General features: G+C 65.2%; 23 protein-coding genes. 11 read left to right on the forward strand and 12 right to left on the reverse strand.

What is annotated here, in order from left to right:
- Positions 1 to 7 precede the first annotated feature (7 nt).
- Together repB and repA are read right to left on the reverse strand one after the other, a co-directional pair.
- Positions 8 to 973 (reverse strand): plasmid partitioning protein RepB, encoded by a 966-nt coding sequence (gene repB / locus GGQ68_RS16910; RefSeq protein WP_183968081.1) that lies wholly within the window; start codon positions 971 to 973, stop codon positions 8 to 10.
- 11 nt (positions 974 to 984) lie between these two features.
- Entirely contained in the window at positions 985 to 2,166 is a 1,182-nt protein-coding gene (gene repA / locus GGQ68_RS16915; RefSeq protein ID WP_183968083.1) for a plasmid partitioning protein RepA, read from the reverse strand.
- A 484-nt stretch (positions 2,167 to 2,650) separates the two neighbouring features.
- Here repA and GGQ68_RS16920 point away from each other — a divergent pair, with 484 nt between their 5' ends.
- A complete protein-coding gene (locus GGQ68_RS16920) occupies positions 2,651 to 3,328 on the forward strand; it encodes a GntR family transcriptional regulator (RefSeq protein WP_183968085.1) in 678 nt (225 codons plus the stop codon).
- Between the two features lie 4 nt (positions 3,329 to 3,332).
- Here the strand turns inward: GGQ68_RS16920 and GGQ68_RS16925 are convergent, their stop codons facing one another.
- The 5 genes from GGQ68_RS16925 to GGQ68_RS16945 are packed head-to-tail and all read right to left on the reverse strand — an operon-like array spanning position 3,333 to position 8,678.
- Positions 3,333 to 4,145 carry a sulfite exporter TauE/SafE family protein gene (locus GGQ68_RS16925; protein WP_183968087.1) on the reverse strand — a complete coding sequence of 271 codons (813 nt, stop codon included), beginning with the start codon at positions 4,143 to 4,145 and terminating at the stop codon, positions 3,333 to 3,335.
- Between the two features lie 15 nt (positions 4,146 to 4,160).
- On the reverse strand, positions 4,161 to 5,744 hold the full coding sequence (locus GGQ68_RS16930) for a gamma-glutamyltransferase family protein (RefSeq protein ID WP_183968089.1): 1,584 nt from the start codon (positions 5,742 to 5,744) through the stop codon (positions 4,161 to 4,163).
- 3 nt (positions 5,745 to 5,747) lie between these two features.
- Entirely contained in the window at positions 5,748 to 7,073 is a 1,326-nt protein-coding gene (locus GGQ68_RS16935) for a TRAP transporter large permease (RefSeq protein WP_183968091.1), read from the reverse strand.
- 1 nt (position 7,074) lies between these two features.
- Positions 7,075 to 7,593: a TRAP transporter small permease subunit gene (locus GGQ68_RS16940; RefSeq protein WP_183968093.1), complete on the reverse strand. Its 519-nt coding sequence runs from the start codon at positions 7,591 to 7,593 to the stop codon at positions 7,075 to 7,077.
- 5 nt (positions 7,594 to 7,598) lie between these two features.
- Positions 7,599 to 8,678, reverse strand: coding sequence for a TRAP transporter substrate-binding protein (locus GGQ68_RS16945; RefSeq protein WP_183968095.1), 1,080 nt, complete (start codon positions 8,676 to 8,678; stop codon positions 7,599 to 7,601).
- Positions 8,679 to 8,950: 272 nt separating this feature from the next.
- Here GGQ68_RS16945 and GGQ68_RS16950 point away from each other — a divergent pair, with 272 nt between their 5' ends.
- The 8 genes from GGQ68_RS16950 to GGQ68_RS16985 all read left to right on the forward strand — a co-directional run bounded on the left by GGQ68_RS16950 (position 8,951) and on the right by GGQ68_RS16985 (position 17,095).
- Entirely contained in the window at positions 8,951 to 9,571 is a 621-nt protein-coding gene (locus tag GGQ68_RS16950; protein ID WP_183968097.1) for an aspartate/glutamate racemase family protein, read from the forward strand.
- Positions 9,572 to 9,828: 257 nt separating this feature from the next.
- Complete coding sequence (locus tag GGQ68_RS16955; protein ID WP_183968099.1) at positions 9,829 to 11,430, forward strand: ABC transporter substrate-binding protein; 1,602 nt, start codon at positions 9,829 to 9,831, stop codon at positions 11,428 to 11,430.
- Between the two features lie 69 nt (positions 11,431 to 11,499).
- The gene (locus tag GGQ68_RS16960) at positions 11,500 to 12,453 is read left to right on the forward strand and encodes an ABC transporter permease (protein WP_183968101.1); all 954 of its coding nucleotides are present in this window, start codon (positions 11,500 to 11,502) and stop codon (positions 12,451 to 12,453) included.
- 3 nt (positions 12,454 to 12,456) lie between these two features.
- Positions 12,457 to 13,353, forward strand: coding sequence for an ABC transporter permease (locus tag GGQ68_RS16965; RefSeq protein WP_183968103.1), 897 nt, complete (start codon positions 12,457 to 12,459; stop codon positions 13,351 to 13,353).
- Positions 13,340 to 14,389, forward strand: a complete 1,050-nt coding sequence (locus GGQ68_RS16970) for an ABC transporter ATP-binding protein (protein WP_183968105.1) — start codon at positions 13,340 to 13,342, stop codon at positions 14,387 to 14,389. Before GGQ68_RS16965 ends, GGQ68_RS16970 begins: the two co-directional genes overlap by 14 nt.
- Before the next feature lie 73 nt (positions 14,390 to 14,462).
- Positions 14,463 to 15,440 carry an ABC transporter ATP-binding protein gene (locus GGQ68_RS16975; protein ID WP_183968107.1) on the forward strand — a complete coding sequence of 326 codons (978 nt, stop codon included), beginning with the start codon at positions 14,463 to 14,465 and terminating at the stop codon, positions 15,438 to 15,440.
- 9 nt (positions 15,441 to 15,449) lie between these two features.
- Positions 15,450 to 16,634, forward strand: coding sequence for an amidase (locus GGQ68_RS16980; RefSeq protein WP_183968109.1), 1,185 nt, complete (start codon positions 15,450 to 15,452; stop codon positions 16,632 to 16,634).
- The gene (locus GGQ68_RS16985) at positions 16,631 to 17,095 is read left to right on the forward strand and encodes a RidA family protein (protein ID WP_183968111.1); all 465 of its coding nucleotides are present in this window, start codon (positions 16,631 to 16,633) and stop codon (positions 17,093 to 17,095) included. Before GGQ68_RS16980 ends, GGQ68_RS16985 begins: the two co-directional genes overlap by 4 nt.
- Before the next feature lie 214 nt (positions 17,096 to 17,309).
- On the opposite strand, the gene GGQ68_RS16990 is transcribed toward GGQ68_RS16985, so the two are convergent.
- The 5 genes from GGQ68_RS16990 to GGQ68_RS17010 all read right to left on the reverse strand — a co-directional run bounded on the left by GGQ68_RS16990 (position 17,310) and on the right by GGQ68_RS17010 (position 23,183).
- A complete protein-coding gene (locus GGQ68_RS16990) occupies positions 17,310 to 18,071 on the reverse strand; it encodes a DeoR/GlpR family DNA-binding transcription regulator (RefSeq protein ID WP_183968114.1) in 762 nt (253 codons plus the stop codon).
- Positions 18,072 to 18,080: 9 nt separating this feature from the next.
- On the reverse strand, positions 18,081 to 19,016 hold the full coding sequence (locus GGQ68_RS16995) for a sugar-binding transcriptional regulator (RefSeq protein ID WP_183968115.1): 936 nt from the start codon (positions 19,014 to 19,016) through the stop codon (positions 18,081 to 18,083).
- Between the two features lie 78 nt (positions 19,017 to 19,094).
- Positions 19,095 to 20,027: a sugar phosphate isomerase/epimerase family protein gene (locus GGQ68_RS17000; RefSeq protein ID WP_183968118.1), complete on the reverse strand. Its 933-nt coding sequence runs from the start codon at positions 20,025 to 20,027 to the stop codon at positions 19,095 to 19,097.
- Positions 20,027 to 21,532: a glycerol-3-phosphate dehydrogenase gene (locus tag GGQ68_RS17005; RefSeq protein WP_183968119.1), complete on the reverse strand. Its 1,506-nt coding sequence runs from the start codon at positions 21,530 to 21,532 to the stop codon at positions 20,027 to 20,029. The genes GGQ68_RS17000 and GGQ68_RS17005 overlap by 1 nt, the downstream gene beginning before the upstream one ends.
- Position 21,533: 1 nt before the next feature.
- Complete coding sequence (locus tag GGQ68_RS17010; RefSeq protein WP_183968121.1) at positions 21,534 to 23,183, reverse strand: FGGY-family carbohydrate kinase; 1,650 nt, start codon at positions 23,181 to 23,183, stop codon at positions 21,534 to 21,536.
- A gap of 465 nt (positions 23,184 to 23,648) precedes the next feature.
- On the opposite strand from GGQ68_RS17010, the gene GGQ68_RS17015 reads away from it, so the two are divergent.
- Both GGQ68_RS17015 and GGQ68_RS17020 read left to right on the forward strand, forming a co-directional pair.
- Positions 23,649 to 24,290, forward strand: a complete 642-nt coding sequence (locus GGQ68_RS17015) for a DUF2291 family protein (RefSeq protein ID WP_183968123.1) — start codon at positions 23,649 to 23,651, stop codon at positions 24,288 to 24,290.
- Positions 24,287 to 25,834, forward strand: coding sequence for a sugar ABC transporter ATP-binding protein (locus tag GGQ68_RS17020; protein WP_183968126.1), 1,548 nt, complete (start codon positions 24,287 to 24,289; stop codon positions 25,832 to 25,834). The genes GGQ68_RS17015 and GGQ68_RS17020 overlap by 4 nt, the downstream gene beginning before the upstream one ends.
- The last annotated feature ends 6 nt before the right edge of the window (positions 25,835 to 25,840 follow it).

A 25,840-nucleotide genomic window follows, 5' to 3' on the forward strand; every position in this document is an offset into this window, starting at 1 on the left:
TTGGGGTTCAGGTTTCGGGGTCTTCTGCCTGCTCGGACATCCAGCGGGCATGAAGGTTGAGCATCACCTCTTCCGCGTTGGCGTTCATCCAGTCTGCGAAACCGGCACCGTCCGAGGCGGGGATTGTGAGGGTCAGCGCGTTTTCACTGCGCTTGACCTTGGCGAGGGCAAAGCCATGCGGGCTGAGCACTTTGCGCGCGCGGGGCAGGGCGGGTTTGACCGCCTTTGGCGCGGGCGCATGGGTGGCCCAGGAAAGCACCTGCTCGAACCGCACGTCGCTGTCGTTGATGCCGTCCAACGCGGGCAGGCGGTCAAGGGCGCGGTCGCGGTTGGCGGGGACTTCCATCGCCTCGGCCAGCTTGAGCCAGCGGTCGCGGCCAATGCCGGGGGCGGAGCCGATCTGTTTGAGAAAGTCGATTTCGAAGGCGCGGCCCGTGCGCAGCATCCGGCTGACCATGGGCATGTCGATCGACAGGGCCGCGGCGATTGTCTGCCGTTCATAGCCAAGCGATTCGAGTTGCGCGGCAAAGCTGGCCTTTTCGATGAAGGACAGGTCGCGGCGCGCGGTGTTTTCCTGACCCTGGGCCAGCACGAGCGCGTGGTCGTCGAGGTGACGCACCATCGCCTTGACCGGCATACCAAGCGCCTTGAGCGCGCGCAGACGGCGGCGGCCATAGACGATTTCATACTCGCCGGGTTTGGCGTGGTGGGGACGCACCAGAACGGGCACCTGCTGGCCGTATTGGCGCAGGCTGTCCTGAAGCGTTTGGTCGGCCTCTGCATCGGTGCCCAGGCGGTCGGTGACGCCCGCGTCGTGGATCAGATCGGGGGCGAGATCCTGGACCGCGTTTTCCTGTAGCTTGGTGAGCGAGCTTTGCAGCGCACCGACCGCGCCACGGGGGCCGGCGGGCGCGCGCCGGCTGGTGGTCGGGCTGTCAGAGGTGCCTGTGCTCAGAATTCCTTTACGTGCCATCAGCGTCCTCCTCAGCGGCCCCAGGCCTGTTGCAGAAGCATTTCGATCTCGTCGTTGACCGCGTTCAGGGATTCCATCGCGCGGTCATAGGTGGATCGGTGAAAGGCGGAGCGTTCCACCTCGTAAATGGTTTGCTGAGTCAGCCCGGCGTCGGAGATCGCGGTGGATTTCAGCATGGGAGAGGTCATGACCTCCTCCCCGAAGAGCTGGCGCAGGAAGGCCACCACCTGTTGCTGCGGCCCGTCGGAGGGCTCGTAACGGTTTATGAGGAAACGCAAAAAGTCGAATTCCATGCGCGCGCCAGCGTTCGAGACCACGTCGAGCAGGTCGGCTGACATCTGGAGGAACTGTGACATTGACGCTACGTCAAGCATGTTGGGCACAACGGTGATCAGCACGCCCGTCGAGGCACACAGCGCTGACATGGTCAGGTAGCCCAGCTGCGGCGGACAGTCGAAGATGATGATGTCGTACTGATCCTCGACCTCTTGCAATGCGGCGGCCATGCGGGCGTAGAACGGCGGCTGGACGTTGTTGCGCAGCGCGGTCGGGGTCTCGTGCTCGAACTCTTGCAGGATCAGGCCGCCGGGGGCGAGGTGCAGGTTCGGGAAGTAGGTTTCCTGAATGATCTCGGAGAAGGGCAGGGGGTCATCGTAGCGGATCGCGTCGTAAATGCTGCCCGAATGCAGGAAGTCGTATTCGGGCTGATAGCCGAACAGCGAGGTGAGCGAGGCCTGCGGGTCGATGTCCACGGCGAGAACGCGATAGCCCTTGAGCGCAAACCGCTGGGCGGCGTGGATCGAGGAGGTGGTCTTGCCCGAGCCGCCCTTGAAGTTGAGAAAGGAGAGGACCTGAACCTTCTCGCCCTCGGCGCGGCCCTTGAGGTAGGCGCCCTTGGTTTTGGCTTTGTCTTCAAGGATATGGCGGATATTCAGCACGTCCTGTGCGGAGTAATGGCGGCGGCCTCCGGCGGTGGTGTGCACGTCCGGCACGCGTTCCTCGAAGTGCAGCTTGCGCAGGAAGGAGGCGGAGATGCCCAGCAGGTCGGCGGCTTCGCCCGCAGAGAAGAGCCGCAGCTCCTTGCGCGCATCGGGGGCAAAGCTTTTCAGCAAATGCTGCTCCAGCGCGCCCGCAAGGTTTTGCGCGTTCTCCCGAATACGGGTATTGATGGTGATGGGCTGGGTCACTGCCATCGTCTGTCCGCCTCGTTGCTTTTGGCGTTGGTCCCGTGACTGAGGCTTTTTCGGGGCCCCTTCGTCTGGAACGCTGTTTTCCGCCAACGCTTTGTTTTCCGTTTCTTTACGAAAGGGAGAGGGGTCTTGGCAACTGTTTCTTGGAGGTGGGAGGCCGGTGCGGGGGAAGTTTTCCGAGGCTTCGTTCATGTTATGCGTGCAGAGGCATGGGTAAGCGTCTGATAATTAATGGTAAATTAAATATTTGGCAGGTGGTGGATTTTTCTCGGGCTGATGCACGGATACGGGCAACGCGGTGGTCGTGCCGGTGACCGGGCGGAGGGCGTACGAATCGTTATCCCGAAGGTTATCCACAGGCGTGTGCCCCTGGGCGGATGCGATTTCATGGGCTTGGCCGTGGCGTTGTGCGATCGGGGCGTGCTATGAATGAGGTCCGGTGCGGGCACGCCTGAGCCGACGTAGCGTTAAGGTGAGGGGCAGGGCCATGAGTGGCGCGACACAGTCTGATGAGACGGGCAAGGATGCGCCCCGGCCTTTGCACAGTGCCAGCATCGCGGCCACGCTGGAGGCGGAGATCGTCGCCGGCACCTATGCCGCCGGGGAAAAGCTGGATGAGCAATCGCTGACCAAACGGTTTGGTGTGTCGCGGACCCCGATCCGGGAGGCGCTGCACGAGCTGGTGGCGCGGTCGCTGGCAGATCGACAGCCGTACAAGGGCGTGATCGTGGCCGATATCTCGCGCGAGCGGGTGGAGCAGATGTTCGAGGCGATGGCCGAGGTGGAGGCGCTCTGCGGCCGTTTTGCGGCAGAACGCATGACCATGGGCGAGCGGGTCGCTCTGGAAGAGCTGCACGCCACGATGGAGCGCCTGTCGCAATCAGGCGCGCAGGACGACTATGACGCGGCGAACACGCGGTTTCACCAGCTGATCTTTGACGGGACGCGCAACGTGGATCTGACCGGCCTGGCGAATACGCTGCGGCTGAAACTGGCGCCGTTCCGCAAGTTCCAGCTGCAAAGCGGTCTGCGCATGGAGCGGTCGCACGCGGAACATGAAGAGATCGTGCAGGCGCTGTTGGACCGTGATCCCAAACGCACCGAAAAGGCATTGCGGCGGCACCTGATGAGTGCCGCGCGCGAGGTTTTGACCCGGATGACCTGAGGGGTCAGCTGAAGGCCGCCATCAGCATCCGTACCGCCGTGATGGCGAGGAAGACGGCAAAGGCGCGCTTGATCCAGATGCCGTCGAGGCTGTGCGCCAGTTTTGCGCCCAAGGGGGCAAAGCCCACGGTGAAGGGCAGGATCAACAGGGCGGCTGGCAGGCTGACGTAGCCCAGCGACAGCGGCGGACGATCCGGCAGGCCCCAGCCGGAGATGATGAACCCGGCCATGGCGGGCAGGGCAATCAGGATGCCAAAGGCACTGGCGGTGCCCACCGCGCGACGGATTTCAAAGGAAAAGGCTGACAGGGTGGGGACAGAGAGCGTGCCGCCGCCAATGCCCATGAGCGCGGAAATCAGGCCGATCACCAGCGACATGGCCCCGTTTGCGGCGCGGCTTTTGGGCAGCTGATCGGCGATGACCAGCGTTTTCGGCGTGGACATGTTGATCGCGACCAGGATGGCGATACTGCCGAACAGGATTTTCAGCCCGGCGGGGTCGATGAAACGCGCCCCCAGCCCGCCTGCCAGGGCGCCGATCATCAGACCCGGCCCCCAGCGTTTCATCAGGTCCACATCCACCGCGCCGCGTTTGTGGTGCGCGCGCGCCGAGGAGATGGAGGTGAAGATGATCGTCGCAAGCGAGGTCGCAACGGCCATATGCATCGACAGCTCTGCGGGGAACTGGATGAAGGTCAGAATCCAGAACAGCACAGGCACGAGGACGATGCCGCCGCCCACGCCCAGAAGGCCCGCCATGATACCGGCGAGGATGGCTGCGGCGATGACGCCTGCGATGATCGGCACGAGGTCCAGCATGTCTTGGGTCTTTCGTTAGAATACAAGGGCGGCGCCGTCGGCGCGCGGGTCGGAGGCGGCCTCTATCAGGCCGGTGTCATGGCGCACCACGGCGCCGGCGTGCCCTGCGAGGTCGGAGTAGGGCGGGATCATCTCAACCTTGTGGCCTGCTTTGGTCAGCGCATCAATCAAGGCGGTGTCAAAGCGGTCTTCGAGTTTGAGCGATGTGGTGTCGTCGCCCCATGTCTTGCCCAGCAGCCAGCGCGGCGCGGTGACAGACTGTTGCAGGTCCATGCCAAAGGCGACGTGGCGGGTGAAGACGGCGGCCTGGGTCTGCGGCTGGCCTTCGCCGCCCATGGTGCCATAGGCCATGACACGGCCATCGGTCAGCCGGGCCAGCGCCGGGTTGAGCGTGTGGAACGGTTTGTGACCGGGTTTGAGTTGGTTGGGGCCGGGGGTCAGGCTGAACCCCGCGCCTCGGTTTTGAAAGAAGACGCCGGTGTCGGGGCAGGTGAGGCCGGAGCCGAACTCCCAGTAAACGCTCTGGATGAAGCTGACCACCGTGCCGTCGGCGTCGGCTGCGCCCATCCAGATGGTGTCGCCGTCCTTTGGCTCATGCGGCCAGGGCTGGGCGGTTTGCGGGTCGATCCTGGCGGCGAGCTGGTCGAGGCGGTCGCCGGTCAGCCAGTCCTGCGCCGGGGTGGCCATGGCGCGGGGGTCGCCCAATTCGGCGTTGCGCTGGAGGAAAGCTTGTTTCGTGGCCTCGATCAGCCCGTGCAGGTGGTCGAACCCTTCGCCGGTGCTGACACCGAGGCGGTCGAACAGCGCGAGGATCATCAGCGAGGAGATGCCCTGGGTCGGTGCGATCATGTTATAAAGTGTGCCGTGCGAGGTTTCGACGCTGAGGGGCGTGACCTGTTCGGCGGTCTGGCTGGCAAAGTCGGCGGCGCGCAGCGGGCTGCCGTTGGCCTCGAGGAAGGCGGCGTGGGTTTTGGCGATGTCGCCGGTGTAGAAGCTGGACAGGCCGTGATCTGCCAGCGATTGCAGGGTGTCGGCCAGCGCCGGTTGGCGCATCAGGTGGCCGGGGGCGGGGGGCTGGCCGTCGACGAGGAAGGTCTCGGCAAAGCCGGTCACATCGCGCAGCCCGTCGAGCTTGTCCGTCGTGGTGCGGGACTGGTTGCCGGTGACGGCGATGCCGTCGCGGGCGTAGGCAATGGCGCTGGCCAGCAGGTCCGACAACGGCAGGCGGCGGGTTTCGGGGACGAGCGACAGCGCGGCTTCCCACCCGCCGATGGTGCCCGGCACGGTGAGGGCAGCGGCACCGCCACGGGTCGGCAGGGTGGTGTGGCCCTGATCGGCGTACCATTGTGGGGTGGCCAGCGCGGCGGCGTGACCGCAGGCGGAAATGCCGATGGGGGCCTCGCCGGGGCGCGAGATGATCCAGAAGCCGTCACCGCCGATGCCGTTCATATGCGGATAGGTGACCGCGATGGTGCTGGCGCTGGCGACCATCGCCTCGATCGCGGTGCCGCCTCGGGCGAGGATCTCCTGTCCCGCGAGGGCCGCAGCGCGATGGGGGGCAGACACCGCCCCCCTATACCCGAGTGCAGAGTGCAGCATGATTTACCATCCGATTGCTTGGGGCAGCCATGTGGCGAGCCCGGGGAAAGAGAAGACCAGCGCCAGCCCGACCAGCTGAAGACCGATGAAGGGCAGGACGCCTTTGTAGATGTCCCACGTCTTGACCTGCGGCGGGGCGACGCCCTTGAGAAAGAACAGCGCCCAGCCGAAGGGCGGCGTCAGGAACGAGGTTTGCAGGTTCACCGCCACGAGAATCGCGATCCACGCCATGTCCACGCCCGCGTTCATGAAGATCGGCAGGAAAAGCGGCAGGGCGATGTAGGAAATCTCGATCCATTCGAGGAAGAACCCCAGCACAAACAGCAGCACCATCAAGAAGAAGATCTGCCCGTTGATCCCGCCCGGCACCATGGCAAAGGCATCATGCACGAGGTTTTCGCCACCCAGGCCCCGGAACGCAAGGCCGAAGGGCTGCGCGAAGATCAGGATCAGGAAGACCATGGCCGACGTGACAAACGCGCCGCGCACCGCGTCGCGCATCACGCCAAAGGACAGTTTGCCCGACATCGCCGCCAGGACGATGGAGCCGAGCGCGCCCATGGAGGCGGCCTCTGTCGGGGCGGCGATGCCACCGATGATCGACCCCAGAACGGCGATGATCAGGGCGATGGGCGGCAGGACGACGCGCAACAGCTTTTTGCCCAGGTCGGCGCGCGACAGGGCGGCGCGTTCCTCGGCGGGGATGGCGGGCAGGGCGAGGGGTTTGAAGAACCCCAGGATCAGGACGTAAGCGACGAACAACCCCGAGAGCAGCAAGCCGGGGAACAGCGCGGCGGCAAACAGCGTGCCGACGGATTCGCCCATGATGTCAGCCAGCAGGATCAGCACCAGCGAGGGCGGGATGATCTGGCCCAGCGTGCCGGAGGCGCAGATCACGCCGCAGGCGACGCCGGTGTCATAGCCTCGGTTCAGGACGGGCCCTAGGGCGATCAGGCCCATGGTGACGACGGTCGCGCCGACAACGCCGGAGGCCGCGCCCATCAGGACGCCCACGAGGATGATCGCCAGCGCCATGCCACCGCGCAGGCCGCCCATGGCAAAGCCGATCACGTCCAACAGCTCTTCGGCGATCCTGGATTTCTCCAGCATGATGCCCATGAAGATGAACAAGGGCAGCGCGAGCAGCGTGTAATTGGTGATGACGCCAAAGATGCGTGCGGGCAGCAGGGTGAACAGGAACGAGCCAAACCCGGCGTAGCCAAAGACAAAGCCGGTGACGCCAAGGCAGACCGCGACGGGCACGCCCGCCAGCAGCATCAGGAAGAATGCGCCGATCATCACCAGCGCCAGAATTTCGGTATAGGGCATGTCAGCGGACCCCTTTGGGACGCAGCAGCGTCAGCAGTGCATGGCCGGTCATGGCGAGGCTTTGGATGGCGAGCAGGATGAAGGCCACGGGCAGGCAGGCTTTCAGCAGGTAGCGGTAGCCAAGGCCGCCGGGATCGGGGGACCCTTCGTTGATGGAATAGCTTGCATCGACATAGGCGAGGCTGAGGTAGGCGATCAGCAGGGCCACGGCGGTCATCAGCACCGCGCTGACGACGTCGATGGCAGCCTGCACGCGGGGCGGAAACTTGGCATAGGCGATGTCGACGCGGACTTCGCCGCCCTGGTTCAGACCGTAGGCCATGCCAAACAGCGCGCCAACAGCCATGAGATGCCACTCGGCCTCTTGCAAGGCGACGGAGCCGTAGGAAAACAGGTAGCGCGAGAGCACGTTGAACGCGACCAGAAGGACAAGGGCCAGACCGCTCCATGCTGCGATCTGGCCGGTGATGCGAACGATGCCATGGGCACCGTTCGTCAGTTTTTCGAGCGTTGCGATCATGCGCGTCAGCCCGGCAAGCCGTAGAGCGGCTTTTCGGACACGGCGGCCCAGGCGGCGTGCTCGGTCTTGAAGGCGGTGAAGGCGTCGTGGACCTTTTTAACCTGCGCGTCCTGTGCGGCGAAGTCGGCCAGCACGGTGTCGGTCGCGGTCTTCAGTTCGGCCACAACATCGTCGGGCAGGGTCTGGGCAATGACGCCATCGTTTTCGACCAGATCCTTGAGCGCCTCGGCGTTGTTGGCCTCGCACCATGTGTGGCTTTCGAGGTTGCAGGCCATGGCGGCGACCTTGACGATTTCCTGAAGGTCGGCGGGCAAGCTGTTCCACGCCTGCGTGGACATCAGCAGTTCGGTGACGTTCGACGGTTCATGCCAGCCGGTGGTGTAGTAGTATTTCGCAGCGTTTTGCAGGCCGAGGCGACGGTCCTGATAGGGGCCGACAAATTCCGCCGCGTCGATCACGCCGCGTTCCAGCGCGGGGAAGATCTCGCCACCCGGCAGCAGTTTCACATCGACGCCAAGGGTGGCGTAGACTTTGCCCGCAAGGCCGGGGATGCGCATCTTCAGGTTCTGGAAGTCCGCGACGGATTCGATGGGTTCGCGGAACCAGCCGGTCATCTGAACGCCGGTGTTGCCCATGGGCAGCGCCTTCAGGCCGAGCGGTTCGTAGAGTTCGTCCCACAGCTCCATCCCGCCGCCATGGTAGAGCCAGGCGTTCATTCCCTGGAAGTTCATGCCGAAGGGGACGGTGGTGAAATACTGCGCCGCCGGGATCTTGCCCGCCCAGAAGTAGGCGTTGGCGGCGTTCATTTCGATCGCGCCGGAGCGCACGGCGTCGAAGCCTTCGAGCGCGGGGATCAGCTCGCCTGCGGCGAAGTGCTGGATCTTGAGGCGGCCATCGGACATGGCCTCGACCTTTTTGCAGAAGTCGGTGGGGCTGCCGGGGCCTTCGACGTAGAAGGGCGAGCCGGGGCCGTAGGCGTTGGTCATCTTCCAGTTGAAGGTGGATTGGGCGCGGGCCACGGCGGGCGCGGCAAGGGCGCCGGTGCCGAGGGTGGCAGAGGTCGTGAGGAACGTGCGGCGGTCCATGTCAGATCCTTTCGGTGATCGGTGTCATGGGGGCAGGTTCCTGCAGAAACGGGGGTGGGCCAGACTGCGTCGACGCAGCGAGCGGTCTTTGCCTCACTTTGTATACAAAAGCCGCCAAAGTAAATCGGTTTGGATACAAATTGCGCAGAATGTGAAGACGGGGCGCGGTGTTGAATCGGGCGAAAGCGATGCTCTCTGTCGGGCGCGGTCTGTGCTGGACAGGGGCGTGGCGGCGGAGGACACTGGGCAAACCCTTGAAAACAGGTAGGTCGATGGCCCGGATCCTTTTGATGAACCCGAACAGCAATGCCGCCACCACGGCGGCGATGGTGCGGATTGCCCGGACGATTCTACCCGATGCGCAGGGATGGACCGCACCGAGCGGCCCGCCGATGATCGTGGACGCTGCGGCGTTGGACGCGGCGGCGGAGCTGGTGGCCGGAGCGGATCTGCCTGCGGTGCGCGGGGTGATCGTCTCGGCCTTTGGGGATCCGGGGCAGGGGGCGCTGGCGCGGCGCTTGTCCTGCCCGGTGGTGGGCATCGGGGGTGCGGCGGCTGTGGCGGCGGCAGCGCACGGGGCGTTTGCGGTGGCAACGACGACGCCGGGGCTGCGCGGGCGGATCGACGCTTTGATGTCGGCGCAGGAGGGGTATCTGGGCTGCTTTCTGACAGAAGGCGATCCGTTGGACTTGATGGCGGAGCCGGAGCGGTTGGACGCGGCTTTGCGTGTCGCGGCAGAGCGTGCGGTCGCGGCTGGGGCCGAGGCTGTGATCATCGGCGGTGGCCCTTTGGGGGAGGCGGCAGAGCGCCTGTCAGCGCAGGTTTCCGTGCCGCTGATCTCGCCCATTCGTGCGGCGGCGCAGCATCTCGAAAACCGCCTGACGGACGGTTGACCGACCAACCACTGCTTGATTCTGGCGTCAAACGCCTGCTGCCTGCTTATTAATGCGGCAGTGCAGCGTGATTGTGCACAACATCTATGCGGATGGGTCGAGATTGTCGACAATCATCCCCGCTTGACACGTTTCTTCGCTGGTCAGGAGGAACGCCGCGTTGCCACGGTTTGCGCACAGACGGGCCGCGTCAGGTTCGACTGACGGCAAACAAAGGGACCGCGCCCAGATGTGCGGCACGCAACGGAGAGGTACATATGTCAATTTTTGGAAAGGGGTTCACCGCCCTGGCGACCGCCGTGGTCTTGGCCGGCGGCACTGTCGCACAGGCTGAGGGCACGCTGCGGATCGGCATGACCGCGGCGGATATTCCGCTGACCACGGGCCAGACCGACCAAGGCGGCGAAGGCATGCGGTTCATGGGCTACACGGTCTACGACTCGTTGATCGAATGGGACCTGACGAGCGCGGACAAGGCCTCGACCCTGATCCCCGGTCTGGCGACAGAATGGTCGGTGGGCGAGGATGAGCTGACCTGGACGTTCAAGCTGCGCGATGGCGTGACGTTCCACGATGGATCGCCGCTGACCGCCGAGGTCGTGGTCTGGAACCTGGACAAGCTGCTCGATGACACGTCGGAGCAATATGACAGCCGTCAGGCCGCGCAGGGCAAATCCCGCATCCCGGCTGTGGCGTCCTACGAGGTGGTCGACGATCTGACGCTGACCATCACGACCAACGAACCCGACGCGACGCTGCCCTACCAGCTGGCGTGGATCGTGATGTCGTCCAAGGCCAACTGGGAAGCCATGGACAAGGATTGGGAAAAGGTCGCCATGTCGCCCTCTGGCACCGGTCCTTGGAAGCTGACCGAGTTCGTGCCGCGGGAACGTGCCGTGCTGGTGCCGTTCGAGGACTACTGGGACGAAAGCCGCATCCCGCAGCTTGACGAGATGATCCTGATCCCGCTGCCGGAGCCGAATGCCCGCGCCGCCGCGCTGATGTCCGGTCAGGTCGACTGGATCGAGGCCCCCGCGCCCGACACCATCCCCGCGATGGAAGCCAACGGATTCAAGATTTCGTCCAACGCCTATCCGCACAACTGGACCTGGCACCTGAGCCGTGTCGAAGGCTCGCCCTGGAACGATATCAAGGTGCGCAAGGCCGCCAACATGGCGATTGACCGCGAGTCCATGATGCCGCTGCTGGGCGGTTTGATGATCCCGGCGAAGGGCTTCTTGCCGCCGTCGTCCAACTGGTTCGGCGAACCGGAATTCGACCCGTCCTACGACCTCGAAGCTGCCCGGGCACTGATGGAAGAGGCCGGCTACGGTCCGGATAACCACCTGGAGGTCAAGGCGCTGATTTCTCCGTCGGGGTCGGGCCAGATGCTGCCGCTGCCGATGAACGAGTTCGTTCAGCAAAGCCTCGCAGAGGCGTGGATCGACGTGGAATTCTCCGTCGTGGAATGGAACCAGATGATCAACCTGTGGCGTGCAGGCGCCGAGGATGAGGCGGTGGATGGCGCACAGTCCATCAACTTTACCTACTTCATCCAGGACCCGTTCACCGGCCTGATCCGTCACCTCGATTGCGATCTTATCGCGCCGAATGGCACCAACTGGGGCCACTATTGCGACCCGGAAATGCAGGCGCTGTTCGAGAAGATCAAAACCACCTTTGATCCCGAAGAGCAGGAAGCCGTTCTGCAGGAAACGCACGAGAAATACGTCAACGACGCGCTGTTTTTGTTCGTGACGCATGACGTGGCGCCGCGCGCGCTGTCGCCCAAGGTCGAAGGCTTTGTGCAGGCGCAGAACTGGTATCAGAACTTCTCCTCCATCACGATGGCGGACTAAGACCAAAGCCCCCGCCCGTGCCGTGGGGTGCGGGCGGGGGATCACGACTTTTGTGGAAGGCGCGATCCCTTGCTGACCTATCTCATCCGACGTCTTATCCTTGTGCTTCCGGTGGCCTTTGGCGTGTCGGTCATCTGCTTTCTGCTGGTGCAGATCGCGCCCGGTGATCCGCTGACCGCCATCATGCCGGTGGATGCCACCGCCGAGGAACAGGACGCCATGCGCGCGGCCTATGGCCTCGATAAACCGCTGCCAATCCAATACGCCATCTGGATCGGCAACCTTGTCCAGGGCGACATGGGCAAGTCCATCGCCACCGGACGTCCCGTCGCCGGAGAGGTGTTCGGCGCGGTGCAGAATTCGCTGCTGCTGGCGGTGTCCGCGGCGGTCATCGCCTTTCCCATCGGGACCGCGCTGGGGTTCCTTGCGGGCTATTTCCGCGACACGCTGGTGGATCGGGGCGTCACGGCCATTTCCATCGCCGGTGTGTCGGTGCCGAACTACTGGCTGGGCATCGTTCTGGTCATCATATTCTCGGTCAATCTTGGGTGGTTGCCATCCATGGGCGCCGGTCCGGGCGGATCGTCCGAGTGGCAGTGGAACTGGGAGCACATGCGCCATCTGGTGCTGCCCGCCGTGACGCTGGCCGTGGTGCCCATCGGCATCGTGGCGCGCACGGTGCGCGCGCTGGCCGGCGATATCCTGAGCCAGGATTTCGTCGATGCGCTTTATGCCAAGGGGATGAGCCGCGTGGACGTGCTGCGCCACGTGGCGCGCAACGCGGCCGCCACGGCGCTGTCGGTGATGGGGCTGCAACTTGGCTACCTGCTGGGCGGGTCGATCCTGATCGAGACGGTGTTCAACTGGCCCGGCTCCGGCTTTTTGTTGTCGAACGCGATTTTCCAGCGCGATCTGCCGCTGTTGCAGGGCACGATCCTTGTGCTGGCGCTGTTCTTTGTCGCGATGAACCTGATTGTCGATGTGGCGCAGGCCGCCATCGACCCCCGCATCCAGAGGACCTGACCCATGGCCCTGACTGACACCACGGGCGGACAGGCGGTCGAGCCCGCGCCCATCGAAAAGCCCCAAGGCTATTGGTCCGGCGTGGGCGCGCGTCTGGTGCGCGACCCGTTGACGATGATCTGTGCGGGCGTCGTGCTGGCGTTGATTTTGGCGGCTGTCTTTGCGCCGCTGCTGGGCCTTGCCGACCCGTATAAAGGGTCGATGATCGCGCGCCTGAAACCGCTGGGCACCGAAGGCCATATCCTTGGCACCGATGAGCAGGGGCGCGATATGCTGGCCCGGTTGATCTACGGCGGGCGGCTGACGCTGTTCATTGGCCTGATGCCGGTGGTGCTGGCGTTCTTTATCGGCTCGGCGCTGGGGATCACCGCAGGCTATGTGGGGGGGCTGACCAACACCATCATCATGCGCACGGTCGACGTGTTCTTTGCCTTCCCCTCGGTGCTGCTGGCGATTGCCATATCCGGGGCGCTGGGGGCGGGGATCGTCAATTCGCTGGTCTCGCTGACCATCGTGTTCATCCCGCCGATCACCCGCGTCGCGGAGGCCGTGACAAGTGGCGTGCGGGCGCTGGATTACATCGACGCGGCGCGGGCGACCGGCGCCAACGCCTGGACGGTGATCCGCGTGCATGTGATCGGCAACGTGCTGTCGCCGATCTTTGTCTATGCCACCTCGCTGACGAGCGTGTGCATGATCTTGGCCGCCGGTCTGTCGTTCCTTGGCATCGGTGTGCGCCCGCCGGAACCGGAGTGGGGGCTGATGCTCAACACGCTGCGGTCGGCGATTTACGTCAACCCGTGGCTGTCGGCGCTGCCCGGCGTGATGATCTTCATCACCTCGCTGTGTCTGAACCTGCTGAGCGATGGCCTGAGGAGTGCAATGAATGTCCGTGACTGAAACCTACGCCCCGAGCGCCGACACCGGCGGCCCCGGCCAGCCCCTGCTGATCGTGCGGGACTTGCAGAAACATTTTCCGGTGAGCGGTGGCCTGCTGGGCCGCACGCAGGCCAAGGTGCAGGCGGTCGACCGGGTGTCCTTTTCGGTGAAGAAGGGCGAGACCTTGGGCATCGTCGGCGAAAGCGGCTGTGGCAAGTCCACCACCGCCAAGCTGTTGATCGGCCTGACGGAAAAGGACAGAGGCGAGATCATCTTTGACGGTCATGCGCTGGGTGAACGACTGTCGCTGAAGGATCTGCGCCGCGGCGTGCAGATGGTGTTCCAGGACAGCTACGCCACGCTGAACCCGCGCCTGACGATCCTCGATTCCGTGGCTTTTGGCGCGCAGGTGCAGGGGCTTGCCGATCCGAAGTGTCTGGCGCGCAAGATGATGGACCGCGTGGGGCTGGACCCCAACCGCTTTGCCCATCGCTACCCGCATGAGCTCTCCGGCGGGCAGCGGCAGCGGGTGAACATCGCGCGGGCGCTGGCCATGTCGCCGCGCCTTGTGGTGCTGGACGAGGCCGTGTCGGCGCTGGACAAATCGGTGGAGGCGCAGGTGCTGAACCTGCTGGGCGATCTGCGCGCCGAGTTCGGGCTGACCTATATCTTCATCTCTCACGATCTGAACGTGGTGCGGTTTATCTCGGACCGGATTCTGGTGATGTATCTGGGTGAGGTGGTGGAGGTCGCGCCGGTGGACAGCATCTGGGCGGAGCAGGCGCATCCCTACACGCGCTCGCTGTTTTCCGCGATGCCGTCGATGGACCCGGACGACCGCACCAAGGAGCCGCCGCTGGTGGGCGATCCGCCGAACCCGATCAATCCGCCGAAGGGCTGCCGGTTTCACACGCGCTGCCGCTTTGCCGCGGAGGCGTGCAAGACCAAGGTGCCGAAACTGGCGGGGCTGAGCGGCAACGCAGATCACCTTGTGGCCTGCCATTTGCACGATGCGGCCTCGGGGCATCCGAAGGCGGGGCAGGGGGTGCCGGCATGATCCTGTCGCGTCCTGCCAAACCCTGTCGCGCGCCGTTCTGGACCGCCCCGGCCCCTGACCCTCAGGAGGGAACATGACCAAGCTTCTGGAGATCAACGACCTCACCGTGCGCTTTTCCGGCAAGCGGACGGTACATGCGATCAACAACGTGTCCCTGTCGATGGAGCAGGGGGAGACGCTGGCGCTGCTGGGCGAAAGCGGCTCTGGCAAATCGGTGACGCTGAAGGCGCTGCTGGGTCTTTTGCCGCCGAAACGGTCCTCGGTGGAGGGCAGCATCCACGTGAACGGCACGGATGTGCTGTCGCTGTCGGGCAAGGCGCTGCAACGCTATCGCGGGGCGGAGGTGTCGATGGTGTTCCAGGAACCGGCGCTGGCGCTGGACCCGGTGTACACCGTGGGCCACCAGATCGCGGAATCGGTGATGCGCCACAAGGGGGTGAGCAAGGCCGACGCCCTGTCCACCGCTCTGGACATGCTCGACCGGGTGCGCATTCCGTCGGCCAATCGCCGGCTGCACAGCTATCCGCATGAGCTGTCGGGCGGGATGCGGCAACGGGTGATGATCGCGCTGGCGCTGGCCTGTCGTCCGCGCCTGTTGCTGGCGGATGAGCCGACAACGGCGCTCGATGCCACGGTGCAGATCCAGATCCTGCTGCTGCTGCGCGAGTTGCAGAAAGAGTTCGGCATGGGCGTGATCTTTGTCACCCATGACATTGGCGTGGCGGTGGAAATCTCGGAGCGGGTCGCGGTGATGTATGCCGGACAGATCGTCGAAGAGGGCACCACGCGCGAGATCATCCGCGACGGGCGGCACCCCTATACGCAAGGGCTGTTGGCGGCGAACCTGCATGACGTGGCGCGCGGGGCGCGGCTGAACGCCATTCCCGGCGCGCCACCCGCGCTGGAGGTCAAGCCGGACGCGTGTCCCTTTGCCCCGCGCTGTTCCCATGTGATGCCGGCCTGTCGCGCGGCGCTGCCGCCGATGGTCACGACCGAAGGCCGCCGCCGCGTGGCGTGCCTGCACGCCGATGCTGTTGTGGCTGCTGAATAGGATGGATGTATGCTGATCGAAAATGACCCCTATCGTTGTTTCATGCCCTATCCGGGGGTGGAGGTGCCCTCTGGCGCAGGTCCGTTGGACGGGCTGACGCTGGCGGTGAAAGACCTCTATGACGTGGCGGGCTATCGCACCGGGTCTGGCTGCCCCACCGCGCTGGCCATGTCGGAGGTGAAGACCGAGAGCGCCCCGGCGGTGCAGGCTTTGCTCGACGCGGGCGCGCGGTTCGTGGGCAAGACCCATACCGATGAGCTGGCCTGGTCGCTGTACGGCATGAACGCGCATTTCGGCACGCCGGTGAACCCCGCCGCGCCGGACCGCATTCCGGGCGGGTCGTCCTCTGGGTCGGCGGTGGCGGTGGCCGGGGGCCTGTGCGACATCGCGCTTGGCACGGACACCGGCGGGTCGGTGCGCGCGCCTGCGAGCTTCTGCGGCATCTGGGGGATGCGGCCCACGCATGGGCGGGTGTCGCTGGACCTGACGCAGCCCTTGGGGCGCAGCTATGACACGGCGGGCGTCTTTGCCCGCGACGGCGCGATGCTGCTGCGGGCCATGTCGGTGCTGCTGGTCGAGGATGTGGAGGTGGCAGAGCCGCGTTTCCTCAAGCCATTGGAGATGTGGGATTTCCTCGGGGAGGCGCAGCGGACGGTTCTGGAGGAGGCCTTTGCCGGGGTGGAGGCCGCGCCCTTGGAGGGGCTGTATCCCGGTGGGATCGACGCGGTGTACCAGAGCTTTCTCACCACCATGAGCGCGGATGCGAAGCGCGATGTGGTGCCGTTTATCCGCTCGTCCGGGATGCCGATGGTGCGCGGGATCGACGGTCGCGCGGCGGCGGCCGAGGCGTTGACCGACGCGCAGGCGGCCGACGGCCAGGCGGCGCGGGAGGCGTTCCGCGCCCATGTGGACGCGGTGCTGGGACGCGACGGCGTGCTGCTGGCCCCGGTTGTTCACGACGCGCCCTTCAGGCTGGATGCACCGGTGGAGGTGTTCGACGACTACCGCCATCAGGCCATGCGGTTGCTGTGTGTCGCGGGGATGGCGGGCTTGCCGCAGGTGGTGATGCCTGCGGGGCGGGTGGACGGTGCGCCTTATGGGGTGTCGCTGATCGGACCGCGCGGATCGGATCTGTCGCTGATCCGGCTGGCCGTGCAAATCGCGGCGGGTTTGCCGCAGGCGGTGGTCGCATGAGCTGTCCGATTGAGGCCAAGCTGGCGGAGATGGGTCTGGCGCTGCCGCCGTCTGCGCCGTCGCGTGCGTTGTTTCTGCCGGGCAAGATCACCGGCAACCTGTTGTTCCTGTCGGGGCAGATTTGCGAATGGGAAGGCGTGCCGCAGTATTTCGGCCCGGTGCCGGAGGTGTTTGACATGGCCGAAGGGCAGGCGGCGGCGCGGATGTGCGCGCTGAACCTGTTGTTCTGCATCAAGCAGTTGGCCGGATCGCTGGACGCGGTGGCGGAGGTCGTGCGGTTGGGCGGCTTTGTCGCCGCGCCGCCGGAGTTCGGTGACGGCCCGATGATCGTCAACGGTGCGTCTCAGCTGTTGATCGACCTCTATGGCGACAGGGGCCGCCATGCGCGCACGGCGGTCAACGTGTCGTCCCTGCCCGCCAACGCGCTGGTCGAAGTGGATGCGGTGATCGAGCTGCGTTAGGGTCTGGCGGGTGCGCGCGGCGCTGGGGGCGACAGCGCGCACACCGAAAAGGGTTTGGCCGGGACTGTCGCCTGCAAATTTATCCCTGCCGTGGCAAGTGTCGGCCCATTTGCCGCGGCGGCCTCCGGCTCGTCGGTCGCACACCGGTCCTGACGGGGCGCGTGCTTTTTGGCGAGCCGAGGCGGGGCTGTCTTTGCGAAGCTGCCGATATGCGCTAGCGCGCGACGACCAAATGCGCGCCGCTGTCGGCGATCATGCGGCTGTGGTCGGGATCAGGCTGGGCGTCGGTGATGACGGTGTGAAATTCGCTCAGGCCCGCCAGCACGTTCAACGCGGTGTGGCCGAGGCGGCTGTGGTTGACCATCAACACGCGGCGTTGCGCGGCGTCCATCATCAGCCGTTTGACCCGCGTGATATCATCGTCCATGTGAAAGACCTGACCGGCGGCCACGGCGGGGGTGGAGATGAAGGCGAGGTCGGCGCGCAGCCCTTCGAGCGCGGTCTCCGTCACGCGCCCGACCCATGCGTTGTATTTCGCGGAATAACGTCCGCCAAGGGCGATGACCGTCATGCCCGGCTCTGCCTTTAACGCTTGGGCCACCGCGTCGTTGTTGGTGATCACGCTCAGCGGGCGACGGTCCACCAGGGCGGTACCAAGCGTGGTGGCGGTGGAGCCGTCATTGACCATGACCGTCATGCCCGGTTCCACCAGCTTCAGAGCGGCGGCGGCCATGCGGGCCTTGACCTCGTGGCCCTGCAACTGGCGAAACCTGAAGTCGCTTTCGAACTGGGTCCCGGCCTCGATCGTGGCACCGCCGCGGATCTTGCGCAGCAGCCCTTCGGATTCGAGATCGTCGAGATCGCGGTGAATGGTCATTTTCGACACGCCGAAGGTTTCGGCCAGATGGTCGAGCTGCACCTGCCCGTCCTGGACGAGAGTGTCGATAATCCGCTGGCGGCGGTCGTCGCGTTTCATCAGCTATCCTCAGTCGAGAAGGGCGCGCGCTGTCAACTCGTCAGTGATCAGCCCGGCCACGCGGCCCGACCGCAGGACAGAGCGGATCGCCGCGACCTTTTCCGGCCCGCCCGCGATGGCGACGATATCCTCTTCGCGCGCAGGATCGTAGCCCACGGCAAGCGTTCTGGCGGAAAGCGTGGTTTCCACGACATGGCCGTCGGCGTCAAAGAAATCCCCCAGCATTTCCCCCTGCGCCCCGGCGCGGGCGATCTGCTCGATCTCGGACGGCTCTATCATGCGGCTGGTGACAAGCTGGGCGTCGGCGTCCACCGTGCCGATGCCCACCACCTTGAGCGTGGCGGACTGGGCCATGCGGAAAACCTCGTCCACGCCCCGCTGGTTCAGCAGGACTTCGCGGTCCTGCGGAGTGTTGGCAAAGAAGGGCACCGGCATGACATAGGCGCGCGCGCCGGTTTTTTCCGAGATACGGTGCATGACGTCATGCGGGTTGGCGGCAAAGTTGCGGGTCAGCCCCCCCAGCAGCGAGACGAAGTGCAGCCCGGTGGCATCCATGCGCGGCAGGGCGCGGGTGGCTTCGGCGAGGGTGCGCCCGTGGCCCAGACCGATGATGGTATGCTCGGCGGTTTCGAACTGGCGCCTGAGGTAGGCGGCCCCGGCCAGGGCGAGGGTGCGCAAAGGCAGCCCTTCTTCGCCGACGTCGGGAGCCACTTCGCAGAGTTTCAGATCGTAGCGTTCATAGAGCGCGGCCTCCAGCGCGACGCATTCGACGATGTCGCCCTCGATGGAGACCTTGACGTTGCCATCGGCCACGGCGCGGGCAATCAGGCGGTGCGTCTTGACCGAAGGCAGGCCCAGCCGTTTCGCCACCTTGGCCTGCGTCAGCCCGCCGATGTAGTGCAACCATGCGGCGCGGATGGCGAGGCTTTTCTCATCTTCGGTCATGGGCGCTGTGTGGTCCTGAGCTCTACCGGTGGGGCAGGGTAGGGGCAGGGCGTGCCGGTGGAAAGCCCTGCCACGATTTTAGATGTTCAGGTGCTGCTCACCCGTGTCGATGTGCGGCGCCCAGAAGGCGATGGATTCGGCGATCTGGGGGATCACCTCGCGGTCGTTGGGCTCGCGTTCCTTGAAGCTGAGTTCGAGGCAGATCTCGTTGTCCTGCGCGCCGCCCTCGGCAAAGGCGGCCAGAAGCGGGTCTGGCTGGATCTTCCCCTTGGCGTTGAAGGCGGCGGTGAAGGGGCGGTGGCCGCCCTTGTCCATCAGGCTTTGCTTGATGTGAATGATGGGGGAGACCTTTGGCACGGCGCGCGCCCAGGCGTAGGGGTCGTAATCGTCGGGGTCCGTGCTGGTGACATCACCGTGGTCGATGTCGGCCATCATCCACATGGGAATTGCCATGTTCGCAGCCGTCAGCCGGCCTTGGAGCGCCATGCACTCCGCGATGGTTTCGCCAAATTCGCGGGCGATGCTCATGGGTTCCCAGAAGACGGAGTCGAGGCCGGCCGATTTGCCGTGTTCTGCGACCTCGGCCCAACAGTCCATGGCGATCTTTATCATCTCTTCGCGGCGGGCGGGATCATCCTGTTCACGGTAGGTGAGGATGGCGAACTGCGTGCCGACGGAGGTCCCGCCAAGGTCGGCGGTGATGTCTGCGAAGGTCTTGAACCAGTCCACGTAGTAGCGGCGCACGTCGCGGTCCGGATGGCCGAAGTGGTTCAGCCGCCCGTATGGCCCGGTCATGCCGGAGGTCACGCGGACGCCGGTGCGGTCCAGCGCCGCGCCCATCTGGCGGGTCAGGCGACGGATCACCGGGGCGGGCCAGCTGGGGTTGATGAACTCATGCGTCAGTTGCAGGTCCCTGATCTTCAGGTCGCGTGCCACGGTGTCGATCAGGTCGTCGGGATCGGCAAAGCGGTTCACCAGCGGGTTGGTGTTGAGGCTCAGCGTCAGGGGCATCAGGCGGCCTCCGCATGGGCGTCGTTGAACCATTGGGTGAAGCGCGCAATTTCCGCGTCCGTCATGTCGAGGCGGTTCTTGGTGCGCCGCCAGATCACGTCCTCCGGCGTCTGGGCCCATTCGTTTTCAACGAGATAGGTGACTTCTGCCTCGTACAGGCAGGCGCCGAAATGCTGCCCGAGGCCGTCGACGGAGGTCGCCGTACCGATGATGTCGCGTGTCAGCGTGCCATAGCGCCGCCCGTAATATTCGCGCATCTCGCGGCTGAGCCAGGGGTAGTCGGCCTTGAGCGTTTCGCGGAAGGCGTCGAAGTCGGCATCCGGCATGTCGCCGCCGGGCAGCGGGGCGGTTTCGGTCCAGTCCTTGCCCATCCTGGGGAAGATCCTGTCCAGCTGGTGCATGCCGCGTTCCGCCAGTTCGCGGAAGGTGGTGATCTTGCCGCCAAAGATGTTCAGCAGCGGCGCGCCAGCGGTCTCATCAAGGTCAAAAACGTAATCGCGAGTCACGGCGGAGGGGTTGCCCTGCCCATCGTCGAACAGCGGGCGCACACCGGAGAAGGTTTCGAGAATGTCCTCGGGGCGGAGCTTTTCCTTGAAATAGCGGTTCACGCAGTCGAGCAGGTAGCTGACCTCCGCGTCGTCGATGGTCACATCCTCGGCGCGGCCCTCGTAGGCGATGTCTGTGGTGCCGATCAGCGCCTTGTCGCCCTCGTACGCGTTGATGAAGATGACGCGCTTGTCGTGGTTTTGCACCAGATAGCTGTGCGGCCCTTCCCAGAACTTCGGCACGATGATGTGAGAGCCTTTGACCAGCCGCACGTTGCGGGTGGAATTGGCCCCGGCCACGCGGGTCAGCACATCCGTCACCCAAGGTCCGGCGGCGTTGACGAGGCATTTGGCGAGGAATTCGCGCTTTTCCCCGGTCAGGGTATTCTGCGTGGTGACGTGCCATTTGCCATCCTCGCGGCGCGCGGTGACAGCGGGGGAGCGGGTCAGGATGGTCGCGCCCTTGGCCTTTGCGTCCAGCGCGTTGAGGATCACAAGGCGGGCATCGTCCACCCAGCAGTCAGAGTATTCAAAGCCGCGCTTGTACTGGTCGAGAATGGGCGCGCCTTCGGGGTCGCGATGCAGGTTCAGCGTGCGCGTGCCGGGCAGCTTTTTGCGGCCGCCGAGGTTGTCATAGAGGAACAGGCCAAGGCGCACGAGCCATGCGGGACGGTCCTGCGGGCTGTGCGGCAGAACGAAGCGCAGCGGCCAGATGATATGAGGCGCGGCGTTCATCAGCACTTCGCGTTCGATCAACGCCTCGCGCACCAGCCGGAATTCGTAATATTCCAGATAGCGCAGCCCGCCATGCACCAGCTTGCCGGAGCGCGAGGACGTGCCCTCCGCGAGATCGTCCTTTTCACACAGCACGACGGACAGGCCGCGCCCGGCGGCGTCTCGTGCCACGCCAGCGCCATTGATGCCGCCGCCGATGACGAACAGGTCTACCTCTTGGGTCATGTCAGGATCCTTTCGTGGACGCGGTCACGGGACCGGCGTCAAGCGAACGTTCATTGGTTTCAAGCTGGCGCTCGTGGCTGGCACGGCGATGCTCCGCGAGCTGGTCCCAGACCGGTGTCAGCGCGTCCCGCGCGGCGGCATAGGCGGGATACAGTCCGGCGTAGGTTTCGGTCAGCAGCGGGTCGGGCTGCTCTGCGTCGCCCAGCAGGGGCGTCACCCATTCGGCGATGCAGGCGTCCATGTCGGGGTAGGCGCCAATGGCGACAGCGGCCATCATGGCGCAGCCAGCGGCCCCGGCTTCTTCGCGGGTGGACACGCGCACGGGGGCCTCGACGCAGGCGGCCAGCACGGCGCGCAGAGCGGGGGAGCGCGCGGCCCCGCCGGTGATGCGCAGTTCCGAGGGCATGTCGCCCCCCGAGCCGGTGTTCATGGCGGCGTAGCAATCGCGGGCGGCCATGCCCAGCCCCTCGACCACGCCGCGCATCAGGTCGGCAAAGCGGTGATGTGCGGCCAGCCCGATAAAGCCCGCGCGGGCGTTCGGATTGACCATCGGGCCGCGTTCCCCTGCCTCGGAGACATAGGGTTGATACAGCAGCGCGCCGGGGGTGGAGCGGCCCATCCAGCCGTCGATGCGGCCCACGAGGTCGGCGTAGTCGTGCGGGTGGCCGGTCTCGCTCATCAGGTCGGCGGCCATGCGCAGCGCCCAGTCGATGTTGAGCGTCGCGGCCATGTTGGTCTGGACCTGCGTCACCATGTTCGGGGCAGGCAGGCAGATGACGTAGCCGCTTTGTGCGCCGTCTGTCAGATGCACATCGTCGGAGGTCACGGCGCGCATGTGCACGCCGGTCGATCCGATGGTGGAGCAAGCGGTGCCCGCGTCGCCGGTATGGACCCCTGCGCCGAGGGCGGTCATCACCATGTCGACGTAGCCAAGGCTGACCGGCGTGCCTTCGGGCAGGCCGGTTTCCCCGGCCGCTTTGGCAGACAGCGGGTGCGTGACGCGGGTGCCGTCGATGATCTGCGGCAGCAGGGCGCGGCGGTGGGTCAGGCCAAGCGCGGCAATCACGTCGTCGTCGTACTGACGGGTGCGGAAATCACCGAAGGTAAAGCTGGCTTCCGAGGGGTCGGTGGCACGTTCCCCGGTGAGGTTGAGATAGAGCCAGTCCTTGCAATGCAGGGCGGCCTCGGCACGGTCGAGCAGATCGGGGCAGTGCTGGTCCATATGCGCCATCTGCGCGCCCATCTGGCAGGTGTTCAGCGCGGTGCCCGTGGCGGCAAAGCGCGCGGCGTTTTGCGGTTTCGCGGCGAGGTCGGTGGTTGTGCGGGCGGCGCGGGCATCGAGCCAGAGCCACGCATCGGTCACGGGGCGATTGTCCGCCCCCACCAGCCAGGTGCCGTCGCCCTGGCCCGTCACCGCGAGCGCCGCGACCCGTGCGGACAGGTCATCGACCTTGTCCTGCAGGCCCCGCAAGGCGCGGGCGCAGTCCGCCCAGGTGCGGGCCATGTCCTGTGTCGCCGCACCGTCGGGCGCCGTGTCATAGCTGTTGAGCACGGCGCTGGTGCCCACTTGGGTGCCGTTCAGCGTGAAGGCCACAGCCTTGATCACCGAGGTTCCGGCGTCGATTCCGATGATGATGTCGCGATCAGCCATGTCGCGCCCCGCAGGGGGCATACCAGGCAGCGCAGGGGCAAAAAGCCATGCGACGTCCTCCCTTGTCCTGTGCCCGAAGCTCCTCCAGCCACGGGGTCGACGACGGGCGTGAACCCGTGCCGGTCGCCAAAAGCATATCGGAGGATCCGGCCACGTCTAGTGTAATTTTTTTCTTCACTCGAAAAATATTTCAGATAAGGTGGCCTTAACGGATCAAGGACCGGCACGGGGCATTCGGAGGATAACCCCAAGCCTGATATGGGTTTTTTGATCTCAAGGTAGGCCCGTGACACATGTTCCGGGGTGCGAATCAAGGGAGGGAGAGGCGCCGGCGAAAGTCGGCCCTCGACGGATGACAGCGGCGCCGGTCCGGCATCTGCACGGTCGTTCTGTACCGCTTTGCGGCGGTGGCATCCCCCTCTTAGTCAGACAATGCAGCGGCCTTTGGGGCGCGAGGGAGGGAACATGACGGCGACAGAGATCATCAAGAGACCGCGCGTCTCGAAGCGGTCCATGCTCATCGGCGGCGTGGCTGTGGCGGTGCTGGCCGCGATGGCGCTGGACACCACCGTTGTGCGCATCGGGTCCGAGCAGGATGCGCGCGCCGACGGGTTTTCGCCCGATGCCTTTGGGGCCGAGACATTCCCCCGCGTGCGCTCGTTCGTGACCGAGAACGCGGTGGAGGCCGGCACGCTGGTCGCCGCCATAGCCCAGGACAAGTCCGCCGCAGGGGAGCAATATGGCTCTGGCGGGATGATGCCGGTGATCCCGGTGACGTTTTCCGGCGTGGTTGGCGAAGGAAAGGGCGGCGTGTATGACGTGGCCGTGCCGGAGGCTGAGGGCGTGCGCATCCGCGTGCAGACCGGCCCGGCGGTCAACGGCACGGATCTGCGCGATGCGCCGGGCGATATCGCCTTTGGCCAGTTCAAGAACCAGATCGAATATCAGGACGCGGGCAGCGGTATCAACCGCGCGATGAAGGCCGCCGTGCTTGACGGGATCGACCGGGACAGCCTGCCGGGCAAGACCATCGAGGTGACCGGCGTTTTCAAACTGCTGAACCCCAAGATGTGGCTGGTCACGCCGGTCGAGGTGTCGGTGCAATGACGGTGCAGGGCAGCCTCCAGCCCGCCGCGGGGCGCATTGGCGACGTCGTGATGTCTGCCCGCGACGTGGCCAAGCACTACGGCGCGGTTCAGGCACTGAAGGGTGTGAACTTTGACATCCATCGCGGGCAGGTCACGACGCTGTTCGGCGAAAACGGCGCTGGCAAATCCACCTTGATGAAGATCCTGTCCGGCATCGTGACGCCGACGCATGGGGAGATCATCCTTGATGGCAAGCCGGTGGTGTTTGCCAACGCCACCGATGCATTGGCGCAGGGCATTTCCATCATCCACCAGGAGCTGGCGCTGGCGCCGAACCTGAACGTGCGCGACAATATCTTTATGGGGCGGGAAATCCGCACCGCGACCGGCGTGAATTTTGCCGAGGAGTCGCGCATCACCCGCGAGCTGATGGCAGAGCTGGAAGAGGACATCGACCCGCTGACCCCGGTCGAGGATCTGCGTCTGGGCCAGCAGCAGATCGTGGAGATCGCGCGGGCGCTTCAGGCCAATTCGCGCATCCTCATCATGGACGAGCCGACCTCTGCCCTGTCTGCCTCCGAAGTGGAGGTGCTGTTCAAAGTCATTCGCGATCTGACCGCCAAGGGCGTGAGCATCGTCTATATCTCTCACCACCTGGAGGAGGCGCTGACCGTGACGCATCACGCGGTGGTGCTGCGCGATGGCATGATGACGGCCAACGCCCCCCGGTCCGAGATCAATCTGGAATGGATTGTGCGCAACATGGTCGGCGAGAACTTTGACCTTGGGTCGCCGCCGGAGTCCGAGATGGGCGCGCCCGCGTTGGTGATTGACGATCTGTGTGTGCCCGATCGGTCGGGGCAGGGGAACGCGGTGGATCATCTGGATCTGTCGGTCAAGGCGGGGGAGATCGTCTGCATTTACGGGCTGATGGGCGCGGGCCGCACGGAGCTGATGGAATGCGTGGCGGGACGCCTGAAAGCGTCGTCGGGCGCGGTAAGGCTGATGGGCGCGGACGTGTCCCGGCTGAGCATCGCACAGCGGATCGAGGCCGGGCTGGTGCTGGTGCCCGAGGACCGTCAGCGCGACGGGTTGGTGCAGACCATGAGCGTGGGGCAGAACCTGTCGCTGGCCTCCATCGGGGCGTTTACGCGCGGGCTCTTCACCTCGCGCGGGGATGAGCAGACGGTCATCGACACCTCGATCAAGGAAGTCACCGTGAAAACCGACGGCGGGGACGCGATGATCGGGTCGCTGTCAGGCGGCAACCAGCAAAAGGTCGTTATCGGCAAGATGCTGGCAACGCAGCCGGACGTGATCCTGCTCGACGAGCCGTCGCGCGGGATCGACGTCGGGGCCAAGGCAGAGGTGTTCAAGCTGCTGGCCAGGACCGCCCAGGAGCGTGGTCTGGCTGTGGTCTACACCACTTCGGAGGTGGGCGAGTGCCTGTCCGTCGCGCATCGCATCATCGTCATGCGCCGTGGCCGGATTTCGGCGGAGTTCGACCACACCGTTTCAAAAGAAGACATCATGGCCGCCTCTGGCGAAGCCGTGCACCATTAAGGGAGG

Origin of the sequence: Sagittula marina (assembly GCF_014196795.1) — a bacterium.
GTDB classification, from domain to species: domain Bacteria; phylum Pseudomonadota; class Alphaproteobacteria; order Rhodobacterales; family Rhodobacteraceae; genus Sagittula; species Sagittula marina.

Excerpts from the sequence above, each read along its gene's own strand:
- repB (WP_183968081.1), bottom strand. The coding sequence starts at position 973 with ATGGCACGTAAAGGAATTCTGAGCACAGGCACCTCTGACAGCCCGACC.
- repA (WP_183968083.1), bottom strand. The coding sequence starts at position 2,166 with ATGGCAGTGACCCAGCCCATCACCATCAATACCCGTATTCGGGAGAAC.
- GGQ68_RS16920 (WP_183968085.1), top strand. The coding sequence starts at position 2,651 with ATGAGTGGCGCGACACAGTCTGATGAGACGGGCAAGGATGCGCCCCGG.
- GGQ68_RS16925 (WP_183968087.1), bottom strand. The coding sequence starts at position 4,145 with ATGCTGGACCTCGTGCCGATCATCGCAGGCGTCATCGCCGCAGCCATC.
- GGQ68_RS16930 (WP_183968089.1), bottom strand. The coding sequence starts at position 5,744 with ATGCTGCACTCTGCACTCGGGTATAGGGGGGCGGTGTCTGCCCCCCAT.
- GGQ68_RS16935 (WP_183968091.1), bottom strand. The coding sequence starts at position 7,073 with ATGCCCTATACCGAAATTCTGGCGCTGGTGATGATCGGCGCATTCTTC.
- GGQ68_RS16940 (WP_183968093.1), bottom strand. The coding sequence starts at position 7,593 with ATGATCGCAACGCTCGAAAAACTGACGAACGGTGCCCATGGCATCGTT.
- GGQ68_RS16945 (WP_183968095.1), bottom strand. The coding sequence starts at position 8,678 with ATGGACCGCCGCACGTTCCTCACGACCTCTGCCACCCTCGGCACCGGC.
- GGQ68_RS16950 (WP_183968097.1), top strand. The coding sequence starts at position 8,951 with ATGGCCCGGATCCTTTTGATGAACCCGAACAGCAATGCCGCCACCACG.
- GGQ68_RS16955 (WP_183968099.1), top strand. The coding sequence starts at position 9,829 with ATGTCAATTTTTGGAAAGGGGTTCACCGCCCTGGCGACCGCCGTGGTC.
- GGQ68_RS16965 (WP_183968103.1), top strand. The coding sequence starts at position 12,457 with ATGGCCCTGACTGACACCACGGGCGGACAGGCGGTCGAGCCCGCGCCC.
- GGQ68_RS16970 (WP_183968105.1), top strand. The coding sequence starts at position 13,340 with ATGTCCGTGACTGAAACCTACGCCCCGAGCGCCGACACCGGCGGCCCC.
- GGQ68_RS16975 (WP_183968107.1), top strand. The coding sequence starts at position 14,463 with ATGACCAAGCTTCTGGAGATCAACGACCTCACCGTGCGCTTTTCCGGC.
- GGQ68_RS16980 (WP_183968109.1), top strand. The coding sequence starts at position 15,450 with ATGCTGATCGAAAATGACCCCTATCGTTGTTTCATGCCCTATCCGGGG.
- GGQ68_RS16985 (WP_183968111.1), top strand. The coding sequence starts at position 16,631 with ATGAGCTGTCCGATTGAGGCCAAGCTGGCGGAGATGGGTCTGGCGCTG.
- GGQ68_RS16990 (WP_183968114.1), bottom strand. The coding sequence starts at position 18,071 with ATGAAACGCGACGACCGCCGCCAGCGGATTATCGACACTCTCGTCCAG.
- GGQ68_RS16995 (WP_183968115.1), bottom strand. The coding sequence starts at position 19,016 with ATGACCGAAGATGAGAAAAGCCTCGCCATCCGCGCCGCATGGTTGCAC.
- GGQ68_RS17000 (WP_183968118.1), bottom strand. The coding sequence starts at position 20,027 with ATGCCCCTGACGCTGAGCCTCAACACCAACCCGCTGGTGAACCGCTTT.
- GGQ68_RS17005 (WP_183968119.1), bottom strand. The coding sequence starts at position 21,532 with ATGACCCAAGAGGTAGACCTGTTCGTCATCGGCGGCGGCATCAATGGC.
- GGQ68_RS17010 (WP_183968121.1), bottom strand. The coding sequence starts at position 23,183 with ATGGCTGATCGCGACATCATCATCGGAATCGACGCCGGAACCTCGGTG.
- GGQ68_RS17015 (WP_183968123.1), top strand. The coding sequence starts at position 23,649 with ATGACGGCGACAGAGATCATCAAGAGACCGCGCGTCTCGAAGCGGTCC.
- GGQ68_RS17020 (WP_183968126.1), top strand. The coding sequence starts at position 24,287 with ATGACGGTGCAGGGCAGCCTCCAGCCCGCCGCGGGGCGCATTGGCGAC.